Here is a 12759-nt window from a genome sequence, read left to right as displayed (position 1 = left end):
GGTTGTGGTCGTCAAGGAGCACCGCGCACAGTCACCTGCCGGTCCTGGGCGATCCGCTCCAGGACGAGCCGAACCTGCCCCGGCCGCGCAGGCAGCAGGACTATGCGGTCCGCAGGCGGAGGGACCTGACGCCGATCATGTCGGGGGTGGGGAAGAAGACGGGCGGATGGTCCGGCTCGGTGCGCAGGACCGGGAACCGGTCGAGCAGCGCGTTGAGCGCGACACGGCCCTCGAGGCGGGTCAGCCCGGCGCCGATGCAGAAGTGGATGCCCCGGCCGAACCCGAGGTGCGGATTGGGGTCGCGGTCCGGATGGTAGGCGCCGGGATCGGGGAACTGACGCGGGTCGCGGTTGGCGGCGGCCAGCCACAGCATCAGCAGCTGGTCCTTCGGGATGCGCTGACCGCCGACCTCCGTGTCGACGTTCGTGGCCCGGGTCAGGGCCGTCGAGGGCGGAAGCATGCGCAGGGCCTCTTCGATGGCTCCGGGCACCAGTGACCTGTCGGCGCGTACCCGGTCCGCCTCCTCGGGATAGCCGTCCAGGCACAGCACGGTGTTGCCCAGCAGCATGGTGGTCGTGATGTGCCCGGTGACCAGAAGGATGTTGGCCACGTTGACGATCTCGTTGTCGGTCAGCCGCTCACCGTCGACGTCGGCCAGGGCCAGGTGGGTGAGCAGGTCCTCGCGGGGCCGTGCGCGCCGGTCGGCGAGGTGCTCGGCCAGGTAGGCCAGCAGGGGCTGGATGTGCTCGGTGGCCTCGCGGATGCTCTGCTCGCCCTGCTCGCTGCCGTCGAGGAACGAGAATCCGCTGAACCCTTCGATGATCTTGTCCGCCCATCCCTTGAACAGTTCCCGGTCGCCGGCCGGCACGCCGAGCAGTTCGGCGATCACGATGACCGGCAGCGGGTAGGCGAGGTCGGCGACGACCTCGATGGCGGACTTCCCGTCGAGCTGATCGAGCAGTTCCCTGGTGATCGAGGCGATCCGCGGCTCCATTGCGGCCACCAGCTTCGGGGTGAAGGCATGACTCACCAGTTGCCGGAACTTGCGGTGCCTGGGCGGGTCCATCTGTGACATGTCGCCCTCGATGAGGGACTCCTCCACCGATACGGGCATGACCCGCGCGGTGTTGGACGAGAAGGTCCCGTGGTCCCCGAGGATCTGGAGGATCTCGGGATATCCGTAAACGTTCCACACCCCCAGCTTCTCGTCGAACTCGACCGCCTGCGCGGGTCGTTCGCCGCGTAGGAAGCGATGGTCCGGATGGATGTTCCACCGGTCGACAACCGTGGTCATGACGGTTCTCCTTCGTCGGGGCGGCGACTCAACTGGTGAGGACGGGCAGCTTCTCGAGGCCGGTCGCGTCCGCGAACTGGAAGAACTCGGGCGGGTTGTCCGGGTCGGTGCGCAGCCGGGGGAAGCGGTCCAGGAGCTTGTCGACCGCCGCGCACGCCTCCATCCGGCCCAGCCTGCGTCCGAGACAGAAGTGGACGCCACGACTGAAGGCGAGATGTCCGTTCGGCTCGCGCATGACGTCGAAGACATGGGGGTTCTCGAACTGTCGCTCGTCACGGTTGGCCGACGCCGCCCAGACCATGATCATCTGGTCCTTCGGGATGAGCACCCCGCCGACCTCGGCGTCCACCTTGGTGCCCCGGCCCACGCCCGAGATGGGACTCAGATAACGCAGCGACTCCTCGACGAGCCGCGGCAGCAGGGAGCGGTCGTTGCGGACCAGTTCCAGCTGGTCGGGGAACGAGTCGAGGCACAGGACGGTGTTGCTGATGAGCATGTCGGTCGAGCTGTGCCCGGCGACGAGCAGACGGTTGGCGATGTTGCACACCTCCGGGACGGTGAGCCGCTCGCCCTCCACCTCCGCGTGGACGAGGCGGCTCATCAGGTCCTCCCTCGGCCGCTTCAGGCGCTCGGCGGCCAGTTCGGTCCAGTAGTCCCGCATCTCGCCCAGCAGGCTGAGGGCGTACTGGAGTTCGTCCGTCTGCTCCCGTACCGCCTCCGGCTCCGGGTAGTCGCCGGTGCCTTCGAGCATCTTGCGCATCCACGTGTGGAACAGGTGCCGGTCAGCGGCGGGCACCCCGACCAGCTCGCAGATCACGCTGAGCGGCAGCGGGTTGGAGAACTCCGCGACCAGGTCGAAGCTCTCCTTCTGCGCCAGCTCGTCCAGCAGTTCGTCGATGAGCCCGTCGACCTGCTCGCGCAGATTGGCCACCAGCTTCGGCGTGAAGGCGTAGTCGACCAGGCCGCGCTTCTTGCGGTGCTCCGGCGGATCCATCTGAGCGAAGTCACCCGCGTTGACCCAGTCGTCCCACTTCACGGGGTCCAGGTCCTTCGTGTCGTTGGAGAAGACCTTGGGGTGGCTCAGAATTTCTACGGCCTCCGGATAGCCGTAAACGTTCCAGATTTCCAGCCGCTCGTCGTACTCGACATACTTCTCGGGCTTTTCTCCGCGCAGCCAGAAGTGGCCCGGATAGGTGTTCCACTGCTGAGGATTCATGGCCATGTGAGATGACCCTCCGCAAAGGGATCGAAAATTGAAGGACACTGTGCAGGCTGAACTGTTGACCACCCTCGACGGTCGGCGCCGGGGCCGACCTCGCGCAGAGAAGAGCGCGTGCACAGCCAAAAGCGGGGCAGAGAACAAGATTTGCACCGCCCCTGGGAGCGTTCCAGCGGCCGCTTTCCCATGTCAAGGCTTAATCAGCCCGGCCCGGTTGGTTGTCCTGGCGACAGGACAGTAAGAGAGTCCGCCGAAATCATGCCGGCCGGTCGCGCGATCATTGACGGCCTATAAAACGCACCGTAGCGTTGCCCCGCTGTCCCATATTTCCCACCAGACCACGGTCCTGGCGCCGGCGGTGATTCCCATTACCCCGGGGAAAGGCACAGGCATGACCAGCGCAGCTCTGCCCGAGGCGGCGCCACTCCTGCTCACCACACACCCCGAAGGCCGGCCGTTCGATCCGCCGGAAGCGCTCACCGAACTCCGTGACCGCCGACCGCTCAGCCGCATGGTCTACCCCGACGGCCACATCGGCTGGCTCGTCACCGGACACGCCCTGGTCCGTGCCGTGCTGGCGGACTCCCGGTTCAGCTCCCGGTACGAACTGATGCGGGACCCGTTCGGCAGCGGCGCCGTCCCCGACGAGGCACCGTCCACTCCCGTCGGCGATCTCACCGGTGTCGACCCGCCCGAGCACACGCGCTACCGGCGGCTCCTCGCCGGCAAGTTCACCGGCCGCCGGATGGGGCAGCTCACCTCGCGCATCGAGCAGACCGCCGTGGAATGCCTGGACGCGATGGCGGCCGACGGCCCGGACGCGGATCTTGTCTCCGCCTACGCACAGCCCATATCCGCGCTGACCATCTGCGAACTCCTGGGCGCTCCGAGCACCGACCGGCCGTACTTCCAGCGCCTGTCGGCGACCATGGGCGGTCTGGACATCAGTCTGGACGAGCGGATCGCGGCGTTCACCGCCATGCAGCAGTTCATCCACGAGCTCGTCCTCGCCAAGCGTGCCGAGCCGACGGACGACCTCCTCAGCGATCTGGTCGACACCGACCTCACCCAGGAGGAACTCGCCGGCATCGGCGCCTACCTGCTCGCCGCCGGGATGGACTCGACCGCGCACATGCTCGCGCTCAGCGTCTTCGCCCTCCTCGACCATCCCGAGCAACTCGCCCTGCTGCGCGCCGATGCGGGCATCGCCGGGCAGGCCACCGAAGAGCTGCTGCGCTATCTGAGCGTCACCCACACCAGCGTGCGTGCTGCCGTGGCGGATGTCGAACTGGGCGGTGAGGTGATCAAGGCCGGCGAGACGGTCACCCTCTCCCTCCAGGCCGCCAACCGCGACCCGGCCCGCTACCGCCGCCCCGACGAGCTGGACCTGCGGCGCCCCGCGGCCGATCAACTCGCTTTCGGGCACGGCATCCACCAGTGCCTCGGACAGAACCTGGTCCGGGTACAGGTGCGCGTCGGCTGCACGGCGCTGTTCGCCCGCTTCCCCACGCTGCGTCTGGCCGTGCCGTCCGAGGAGGTTCCACTGATCACCGACTCCACCATGTACGGGGTGCGCCGGCTGCCCGTCGGCTGGGACGAGCCCGCGGCCGAGGTGCGCCCATGACCGAACAGACACCGGCCGACCTGGTGTTCGGTTATGTCCCCGCCCAGATCGTGCGAACGGCGGCCGAGTTGGGCATCGCCGACGCCCTCGCCAAGGGTCCCCGCGCCTGCCAGGACATCGCCGTACACACCAAAACGCACACGTCCGCGCTCCGCAGGCTGCTGCGCGCCCTGGTGGGCCTGGGCCTGGTCCGTCAGCTCGACGCCGACCGGTTCGCCCTGACCGACCAGGGCACCCTGCTGCGTACGGGGACACCGCACTCGCAGCGCGACGACGTCCTGCTCTCCGCCACCCCCGAACTGTGGGCGGCCTGGGGCGACTTGGCACGCATCGTGTGCACCGGTGAGCCCGCGCGGGACCCGCGGACCGGGCTGACCGCCTACGAGTCGACGCAGCGCCACCCCGAGCTCTCGGTCGCCTACCGCGCGGCCAAGGCCCGCAGCAGCCAGGAGTTCCTGGCCGTCACCCAGGTCTGCGACTTCTCCCGCTTCGAGGTCATCGCCGACTTCGGCGGGGACGAAGGCACGTTGCTCGCCATGATCCTGGCCGCCGCGCCGAAGCCGCGCGGCGTGCTGCACGAGCGGCCGGACGGCGTCGAACGGGCGACCGCCACACTGGCCGCCGCGGGGGTGGCCGACCGCTGCGACATCACCGTCACCGACGCGGAGACGTCCGTCCGCACCGACGCGGACGCCTACCTGCTCAACAACCTGGTCCGCGACTGGGACGACGCCCGCGCCACCACCGTGCTGCACACCCTGCGCGCCGCACTGTCGCCGAGCGCCCGCGTCCTGCTCATCGAGACCGTGATGCCGGCCGTGCTGACCGCGGAGCACTCCGCGGCCTTCGGACTGACCGACCTCAACAACCTGGTCTACACCGGTGGCCGGGAGCGCACGGCGGACGAGTTCCGGGAGCTGCTCGGCACGGCGGGCTTCCGCGTGGCGTCCATGGTCGACGTGCCGGCGGCCGCGGGGCTGCCCGACTACCAGCTGATCGAGGCCGTGCCGGCCGCGTAGCCCCGGAGGCGACCCGGCGGACGAACCGGCCGGCCCGGGACAGAGAAGGAGAAGACACGATGTCGCAGCAGGCCCTTCCGCTGGTGTGCCTGCCCTTCGCGGGGAGCGGAGCGGGGTTCTACCGCGCCTGGTCCCGGGGGGACACGTACGGGGTGACGGTCCTGCCCGTGCAGCTGCCGGGGCGGGAGGAACTCTTCGCCGAAGAGCCCTTCACCGACGTGCTGCGGGCGGCGAGCGTCCTGGCCCCCGAGATCGCCGAACTCACCGCAGACCTCGACGGCTTCGCCCTCTTCGGGCACAGCCTCGGCGCGGTCCTCGGCTACGAGATAGCCCGCGAACTGGGCCGCCTCGGCCGGCCCGGGCTCGCCCACCTGTACGTCAGCGGATCACCGGCGCCGTGGAGCGGGCGACAGCAGCGCGCCACCGGGCTCGGAGACGAGGAGTTCATCGGCCGGGTCGAGGAGTTCGCCGGCTACCGGCACGAGGCGCTCGGCAACCCCGCACTGCGGGAGCTGCTGCTGCCCCTGCTCCGGGTGGATGTGGCCATGCACGAGAACTACACGCCCTCCTCGCAGGTCCCGCTCACCGTGCCGATCACCTCGCTGCGCGGCGCGGACGACGCCTTGGTCTCGGCCGAACTCGCCCAGCAGTGGCGCGACGCCACCAAGGAGGAGTTCCGCTATCTCGAACTGCCCGGCGGGCACATGTATCTGGCGGACCACCCGGACGTGCTCCTGCGTGCCGTCGCCGGGCGTTGACGGCGGCAGCGAGCGGGAGGGGCCGTCCATGCTGCTCGAGGGAAAGACCGTCCTGATCACCGGTGCGGCGCGCGGGATCGGCCGTGAGTGTGCCGTCCGGTTCGCCCGCGAAGGCGCCGACCTGGTGCTGCTGGACATCGCCGGCGACCTGCCCGGGGTGCACTACCCGATGGCGACCGCCGGCCAGCTGCGGCACACCGGGGCGCTGTGCGAACGGGAGGGCAGCGCCGTACTCGTGGCCGCCGTCGACGTACGGGACGAGGACGGCGTACGGGCCGCGGTCGACCGCGCGCTGGACCGGTTCGCCGTCCTCGACGTCCTGGTGAACAACGCGGGCATCGCGGCGCCCTCGGGCGTCCCCCTCGACGAGATCACCGAGACCGACTGGTCACTGATGCTCGACGTCGACCTGTCCGGTGCCTGGCGGCTCACCAAGAGCGTGGCCCCGGACATGGTGCGGCGGCGAAGCGGCAGCGTCATCAACGTCGCGTCGACGGCCGGCCTCGTCGGGTACCGGAACTTCGCCGGGTACGTCACCGCCAAGCACGGACTGATCGGGCTCACCAAAGCCGCAGCGCTGGACTACGCCCCGCACGGTGTCCGGGTCAACGCCCTGTGCCCGGGGTCCGTCCGCGACAACCCCGTGGTCGAGGGGCGGATGCTCGGAGAGATCGCGCGTTCGCTCCGCGTGCCGGTCGACGAGCACGAGCAGATCTTCCTGCGGGACCAGCCCATGAACACACTCGTGGAGACCGCCGATGTCGCGGCCGCGGCGCTGTGGCTCGCCGGCGACGACTCCCGGCACGTCACCGGCACGGTGCTCACGGTCGACGCGGGATTCACCGCTCGCTGAGGTCACTCCTCTTCCACCACCGTAGGAGGCCCACCGTGCCGACAGCCGCGAAGAAGCCGACGCCGTCCGCAGCGGCACGTCCGACGGCGGCGGCGTACGAAGCGACGCCGTCCGCAGGGACCCGTCCGGCGGTGCCGTCGTACGACGTGGCACCGGACCAGGGCCGCGCGAACCACAGCCTGCTGGTCCGCCTGCCGGGTCCCGTCGACGCCGGCCGGCTGCGCCACCGCCTGAGCGAGGCCGTTCGACCGTGGCCCTCCGCGGCCCACCCCGCCCTCTGGGAGACGGCGGTCGCCGACACGGCGGACTCCCCCGCCGCGACGCGGCGGGCCTGGCGCGAGGCGCTCCGGCCGGTACCGGCGGGCCGCGGCCCGCTGCGGGCCGTGCTGCTCGGCTACCACTGCGGCAGCGCCGACCTGGTGCTGGTCGGCCGGCGCGAACACATCCCGCGCCCCGCTCTGGAAGACCTGGCGCGCTTCCTGCTCACCGGGACGGCGCCGCCGATCGCGCTACGGCCCGCGGACCCGGAGACCACCGCGACCGACCCGGCCTGGCCGGCCGTCGGGTGGGGACTGGGCGATCCGGACCGCACCGGTGCGGCCGGAACGTTCCCCCTCACCCTCCGCGGGTCCCCGGCCGACGGCGAACGGTTCCTGCCGGGCGCTCTGGCGCTCGCCCTGGCCGCCTACACCGGCACCGGGGAAGTCGAGATCGGGCAGCTCGACACCGCGGCCGGCCACACCGAGCCGTCGCGGCTGCGCTTCCCCGACATCGACCAGGTCCGGAGCCTGGAGAGCCGGTACGAGACGACGCCGCCGGCCGCCGACGGCTCCCCGGCCCCTGCCGTCGGTCTGGTGTGGTCCGACGCGCGGGACGGGTTCACGTACACGCCCGCGCTGGCCCCCCTGTTCCCGCTCACCCTCCATCTCGTCCGGCATTCCGACGGCTCGGTCACCGGCGACTGCTGGTTCGACCGGGGCCTGGTCCACGAGGAAGTCGCCCGCCAGTTCTGCGGCGTCGTCCAGCGCCTGGCCGCCCAGGGTGCCGGGAAACCCCGAACGCCCGCGCCGGCGCTCACCCTGCTGTCCCCCGAGGAGGAGGCGGAGATCCTGCGGCTGGGCGGGGCCGGGACGACCTCGGCCGGGCCGGCCAGAAGGATCGACGAGGTGTTCGCGGAGGTCGCCCGCCGACGCCCGCGGGCCGTCGCCGTGACCGACGAGCATCGCAGCCTCACCTACCGGCAGCTGGACGAGGAGGCCGACGCGCTCGCGGCCGGCCTGCGCGCCCTGGGCCACGGCCGCGGTGACCGCATCGGGGTCTGCCTCGACCGGGACGCCTCCCTCGTGGTCACGCTGCTGGGCATCCTCAAGGCCGGATGCGCCTACGTCCCGATGGACTTCACCTACCCCGCGGACCGGCTCCGGTACATCGTGGAGGACGCCGGGCTACGGCTGGTCGTCGGAACCGCCGACAGCTTCCCCGCGAGCCCCGGCACCCGGGTCGTCGGCATCGAGGAGCTGCATGCCGCCGGCTCCGCCGCTTCCCCTGCCCAAGCGCAGCCCTGCGGCGCGGACGACACCGCCTACGTCATCTACACCTCCGGATCGACCGGGCGGCCCAAGGGCGTGCTGGTGCCCCACCGCAACGTCGACGCCCTGCTGACCGCCACCACCGCGGACCTCGGCCTGACCCAGGACGACGTCTGGACGCTGTTCCACTCCGTCGCCTTCGACTTCTCGGTGTGGGAGATCTGGGCCTGCCTGCTGGGCGGAGGCAAGCTGGTCGTCGTCTCGTACTGGACGGCCCGGGACCCGGCCGCCTTCCGCAGGCTGCTGGCCGAGCAGCGGGTCACCGTCCTCAACCAGACACCCTCGGCGTTCGCCCAGCTCGTACGCGCCGAGCTGGTACCGGGCACGGAGCGGCACGGCGGGCTGCGGGTACGGCTGGTGGTGCTGGGCGGCGAGCCACTCGACCCGCGGGTGCCGGCCCTCTGGTTCGCCCGGTACTCCCCCGCCGACTGCCGGGTGGTGAACATGTTCGGCATCACCGAGACCACCGTCCATGTCACCGCCCAGGACGTCACCCCCGCCGACGTCGTCACCGGTTCCCGGTCCGTGGGGTGCGCGCTGCGCGGCTGGGCGGTCTCCGTACGGGACACGGCCGGACGGGTGCTGCCGTTCGGCGCACCGGGAGAGATCCACGTAGCCGGCGCGGGCCTGGCGGACGGCTACCTCGATCGTCCCGAGCTGACGGCCGAGAAGTTCGTCCTGGACCCCGTCACCGGCGAGCGCCGCTATCGCAGCGGTGACCGGGGCAGACTGCGCCCGGACGGCCGCCTCGATCACCTGGGGCGCATCGACAGCCAGGTCAAGGTGCGCGGCCACCGCATAGAACTGGACGAGATCCGCTCCGTACTCCTGGCCGATCCGGCGGTCGAGGCGGCCGTCGTCGTGGTCGGCCGGGCGACGCCGGACGATCCGGCGAGCAACCGCATCGACGCCTACGTCGTCCTGGCGCAGGACATTCCGCCCGAGCGGATCCTCGACCAGGCACGGCGCATCCTTCCCGCCTTCATGGTGCCGGCCACGCTCACCCCGATCCCCGACATCCCGCTGACGCACAACGGCAAGCCGGATCCGGCCCGGCTGCCGGCGCCGGTCACCGTCCGCCGGACCGGCTCCGACGCACCCGCCGCGGCCACGGAGCCCGCCGATGACGACGACCCCGACGGCCTCACGAAGGAAATCCTGGCGATCTGGAGCTCCTGTCTGAACACCGAGGTGAACCGCGAGGACAACTTCTTCCTCCTCGGCGGAAACTCACTCCTCGTCATCCAAGTGCTCACCGCCCTACGGGAGGTGGGGCTGCCGGAGGTGACGGCACAGGAGTTCTACATGCATTCGACCGCAGCCGACTTCGTCCGCCTGGTCGAGCGGCGCCGCGCCGAGGTGTAGCGGCGCCACAAGGTATAGCAGGCAGTCCTCTCGGGGCCACGGCGCACGGCCGTGGCCCCGAAGCCGTCGGCGCTACCAGGAGGCGCGCACCGGGAGTTTGCTGACTCCGGTCGTGTCGAAGGTGGGCACGAAGCTCGGCGGGGTGTCGGGGTCCACGCTCAGCTCGCCGATCCGGTCGAAGAGGATGTTCAGTGCGAGGGTGCCTTCCAGCCGCGCCAGCGGTGCGCCGAGACAGTAGTGGATGCCGCGGCCGAAGCCGAGGTGCGGGTTGGGGTCGCGGTCCAGGCTGAACACGTCCGGATCGGTGAACTGGCGTTCGTCACGGTTGGCCGCCGCGAACCACACCAGGATCATCTGCTCGGCGGGCAGGCGCTGGCCGGCCAGGAGAGTCTCCTTCGTGGTGGCACGGTAGGTCGCCGCCACCGGGGTCAGATACCGCATGGACTCGTCCAGCAGCCGCGGCACCAGGGAGCGGTCCTTGCGTACCCGCGCGTGCTGGTCGGGGTGGCCGTCGAGGCACAGCACGGTGTTGCCGATCAGCATCGTGGTGGTCAGATAGCCGGCGACCAGCAGCATCTTGGCGAAGTTCACGATCTGGTTGTCGGTCAACCGCTCGCCGTCGACCTCAACCTGGACGAGCCTGCCCAGAACGTCCTCGCGCGGTCGCTTCCGGGTCTCGACGGTGTGCGCGCGCAGGTAGTCCATCATCTGCCGCATCTGGTCCATGGCCGCGTCGAACGCGCGCTCCTGGTCCTCGGTGGTGTCGACCAGCGACACATCGCCGACGCTGTCCGTCATCCCGGCCATCCACTCCTCGAACAGCCGGCGGTCGCTGCCCGGGATGCCGAGGAGCTCCGAGACCACCGTGACCGGCAGCGGGTAGGCCAGACTGGTCATCAGGTCGAACTCGGACTGGCCCTGCACGGCGTCGAGCAGTTCGTGGGTCAGCGCGGTGATCCGGGGTTCGAGCGCGGCCACCGTCTTCGCCGTGAAGGCGTTGCTGACCACATGGCGCAGCTTGCGGTGGTCCGGCGGATCCATCTGGAGGAGATCGCCGTCCGTCATCGACTGGTCCACACCCATCGGGAGCAGCCGCGCGGTGTCCGAGGAGAACGTCCCCGGGTCACTGAGCACCTCGAGTATCTCGGGATAGCCGTAGACACTCCAGGCCCCCATTTTCTCGTCGAATCGAACCGGATGCTCCGGCTTCTGTCCGTGCAGCCAGAAGTGCTCCGGGTGAATGCCCCACCTGTCGGCGAGCGTGGTCATGAACAGTCTCCTTGGAAGAGGTCCGGTGCGCTGAGGAGCCGACGGTGGAGGAACCGAGGTTCCTTCCCGCCGCTCCCGCCTGCTGTCGGGAGCGACGGGAAAGCCGGTCGGTCGCGTTCAGTCCGCCGCCATGGCGTCGCGGAGGCTCTTCGGACGCAGATCGGTCCAGTTCTGCTCGACGTATTCCAGGCAGTTTTGGCGGCTCTCCTCACCGAACACGATCCGCCAGCCGTCCGGAACCGCCGCGAAGGACGGCCACAGCGAGTGCTGTTCCTCCTCGTTCACCAAGACGTAGAAGCGGCCGTCCTCATCGTCGAACGGATTGGTACTCATGCACGGACTCCTTTCTTCTCTTCCGCGATTGCGCCCACCTCGATCGAGCTGGCTATCTCACCGCTCCGGGTGGCGAGGTTCGACAGGAGCGACGAGGACAGCCCGTGGGTGTGTTCGGTACCGCCCTGCAGATAGATCCCGCACCGCACGTCCGGAGTCGTGACCAGCCGGTAGTCGCGCTCGATCCGATACCGGCCTTCCGCGTCCACCAGGCAGTGGTCACCGAGCGCACCGAGGACCTCGGCGGGATCCATCGGTTCGTACCCGGTGGCACACACCAGCAGGTCGACGTCCAGTTCGCAGTACTCGTCACGGGCCAGCTTGTGCACCGTGATCCGGACGTCCTGCGGGGACTCGTGCACGTCCACCACCCTGGACATGTTGACGAAGCTCAGCCGCTCCCGGCCCGCCACCTCGTCGTCGTACGCACGCTGGTAGAGGCCCCGGATCACCTCGTCGTCCACCACCGAGTAGTTCGTGTTCTTGTGGTAATGCCAGATGGCGTCCTTGGAGCGCTGCGACCCCTCGTAGAACTCGTCGATCGCCTCCGGGTCGAACACCTGGTTGGCGAACGGGGTGTCGTCGGCGATGGAATAGCCGTACGACGGCAGGATCGCGAAGATCTCCGCGTCCGGCAGGGTGTCGTGCAGGAAGCGTACGATCTCGGCGGCGCTCTGCCCCGCGCCCACCACCGCGACGCGCTTCACGTCGGCCCGGTCACGACCGCGGAACCGGCCGAGGAACCTCGAACTGTGCCACACCCTCTCGCCCGCCTGGACACCCACCGGCATCCTCGGCACCAGACCGGTGGATATGACGATGTTGCGCGTCTCCACCAGCCGGTAGCCGCCGGGCAGGTCCGGGTTCTCCACCTCGACCAGCACCCGGTCCACGGTCTCGCCGGCGTCGGCCGGTGGCAGACGAACGCTCGCCACCCGCGAGTTGTAGGAGACCCGGCGCTCCAGCTTCGACTCCGCCCATTCGAGATAGTCGTGGAACTCTCTCCGGGTCGGAAAGAAGTCCTGGTTGTTGACGAACCTCGCCAGCCGCCCCTTCTCATGCAGGTAGGAGATGAAGCTGAACCTCGAAGCCGGATTCCGGAACGTCACCAGGTCCTTCAAGAAGGAGACCTGCATTTTCGCATTCGGAACCAGCATGTCGCGGTGCCAGCCGAGAGAACTCTGCTGCTCGAAAAAGGCCGCCGTAAGCGCTATCGGGCTCTCCTCGAGAGCGATCGCGAGCGACAGGTTGGAAGGTCCGAACCCGATGCCCACAACGTCATAGAGTTCCGATTCATATGAATCCACGGAGCTGCCCCCTCAGTGTCGGGCGTCTTGGTCGGTCTGGAGTTTGCGGGTGATGATGCGGGTGATGTGGGTGGCGGGGCCGGGGAGGTACATGTCCTCGTGGGTGGTGTGGATGTCGTGGGTTTCGAG

At 69.7% G+C, this 12759-nt stretch carries 10 protein-coding genes; 5 read left to right on the top strand and 5 right to left on the bottom strand.

Annotated elements, in window-relative coordinates; translation table 11 throughout:
- Positions 1–100: 100 nt before the first annotated feature.
- Both ACZ7DL_RS38025 and ACZ7DL_RS38020 read right to left on the bottom strand, forming a co-directional pair.
- Positions 101–1294, bottom strand: a complete 1194-nt coding sequence (locus ACZ7DL_RS38025) for a cytochrome P450 (protein ID WP_470781519.1) — start codon at positions 1292–1294, stop codon at positions 101–103.
- Positions 1295–1322: 28 nt separating this feature from the next.
- On the bottom strand, positions 1323–2516 hold the full coding sequence (locus ACZ7DL_RS38020) for a cytochrome P450 (RefSeq protein ID WP_470781517.1): 1194 nt from the start codon (positions 2514–2516) through the stop codon (positions 1323–1325).
- A gap of 388 nt (positions 2517–2904) precedes the next feature.
- Here ACZ7DL_RS38020 and ACZ7DL_RS38015 point away from each other — a divergent pair, with 388 nt between their 5' ends.
- From ACZ7DL_RS38015 to ACZ7DL_RS37995, 5 genes are read left to right on the top strand one after another with little or no spacing between them, the layout of a single operon-like run.
- Positions 2905–4137 carry a cytochrome P450 gene (locus ACZ7DL_RS38015; protein WP_470781515.1) on the top strand — a complete coding sequence of 411 codons (1233 nt, stop codon included), beginning with the start codon at positions 2905–2907 and terminating at the stop codon, positions 4135–4137.
- Positions 4134–5156: a methyltransferase gene (locus ACZ7DL_RS38010; RefSeq protein WP_470781514.1), complete on the top strand. Its 1023-nt coding sequence runs from the start codon at positions 4134–4136 to the stop codon at positions 5154–5156. Before ACZ7DL_RS38015 ends, ACZ7DL_RS38010 begins: the two co-directional genes overlap by 4 nt.
- Before the next feature lie 59 nt (positions 5157–5215).
- A complete protein-coding gene (locus ACZ7DL_RS38005) occupies positions 5216–5914 on the top strand; it encodes a thioesterase II family protein (protein WP_470781512.1) in 699 nt (232 codons plus the stop codon).
- A 28-nt stretch (positions 5915–5942) separates the two neighbouring features.
- Positions 5943–6767: an SDR family oxidoreductase gene (locus tag ACZ7DL_RS38000; RefSeq protein WP_470781510.1), complete on the top strand. Its 825-nt coding sequence runs from the start codon at positions 5943–5945 to the stop codon at positions 6765–6767.
- 35 nt (positions 6768–6802) lie between these two features.
- The gene (locus tag ACZ7DL_RS37995; RefSeq protein WP_470781508.1) at positions 6803–9721 is read left to right on the top strand and encodes an amino acid adenylation domain-containing protein; all 2919 of its coding nucleotides are present in this window, start codon (positions 6803–6805) and stop codon (positions 9719–9721) included.
- Between the two features lie 72 nt (positions 9722–9793).
- On the opposite strand, the gene ACZ7DL_RS37990 is transcribed toward ACZ7DL_RS37995, so the two are convergent.
- The 3 genes from ACZ7DL_RS37990 to ACZ7DL_RS37980 form a co-directional block, all read right to left on the bottom strand.
- On the bottom strand, positions 9794–10990 hold the full coding sequence (locus tag ACZ7DL_RS37990; RefSeq protein ID WP_470781506.1) for a cytochrome P450: 1197 nt from the start codon (positions 10988–10990) through the stop codon (positions 9794–9796).
- Positions 10991–11107: 117 nt separating this feature from the next.
- The gene (locus ACZ7DL_RS37985) at positions 11108–11323 is read right to left on the bottom strand and encodes an MbtH family protein (protein WP_470781505.1); all 216 of its coding nucleotides are present in this window, start codon (positions 11321–11323) and stop codon (positions 11108–11110) included.
- Positions 11320–12597 carry a lysine N(6)-hydroxylase/L-ornithine N(5)-oxygenase family protein gene (locus tag ACZ7DL_RS37980; protein WP_470781503.1) on the bottom strand — a complete coding sequence of 426 codons (1278 nt, stop codon included), beginning with the start codon at positions 12595–12597 and terminating at the stop codon, positions 11320–11322. The genes ACZ7DL_RS37985 and ACZ7DL_RS37980 overlap by 4 nt, the downstream gene beginning before the upstream one ends.
- Between the last annotated feature and the right edge of the window lie 162 nt (positions 12598–12759).

It is taken from the genome of Streptomyces sp. NPDC036984 (genome assembly GCF_055607665.1).
The sequence above is the reverse complement of the archived record's forward strand: the minus strand, read 5'-3'. Positions and strand labels throughout refer to the sequence as shown.

Coding starts and splice junctions, on each gene's coding strand:
- ACZ7DL_RS37990 (WP_470781506.1), bottom strand. CDS start 10,990: ATGACCACGCTCGCCGACAGGTGGGGCATTCACCCGGAGCACTTCTGG.
- ACZ7DL_RS38020 (WP_470781517.1), bottom strand. CDS start 2,516: ATGGCCATGAATCCTCAGCAGTGGAACACCTATCCGGGCCACTTCTGG.
- ACZ7DL_RS38015 (WP_470781515.1), top strand. CDS start 2,905: ATGACCAGCGCAGCTCTGCCCGAGGCGGCGCCACTCCTGCTCACCACA.
- ACZ7DL_RS38025 (WP_470781519.1), bottom strand. CDS start 1,294: ATGACCACGGTTGTCGACCGGTGGAACATCCATCCGGACCATCGCTTC.
- ACZ7DL_RS38005 (WP_470781512.1), top strand. CDS start 5,216: ATGTCGCAGCAGGCCCTTCCGCTGGTGTGCCTGCCCTTCGCGGGGAGC.
- ACZ7DL_RS37985 (WP_470781505.1), bottom strand. CDS start 11,323: ATGAGTACCAATCCGTTCGACGATGAGGACGGCCGCTTCTACGTCTTG.
- ACZ7DL_RS38000 (WP_470781510.1), top strand. CDS start 5,943: ATGCTGCTCGAGGGAAAGACCGTCCTGATCACCGGTGCGGCGCGCGGG.
- ACZ7DL_RS38010 (WP_470781514.1), top strand. CDS start 4,134: ATGACCGAACAGACACCGGCCGACCTGGTGTTCGGTTATGTCCCCGCC.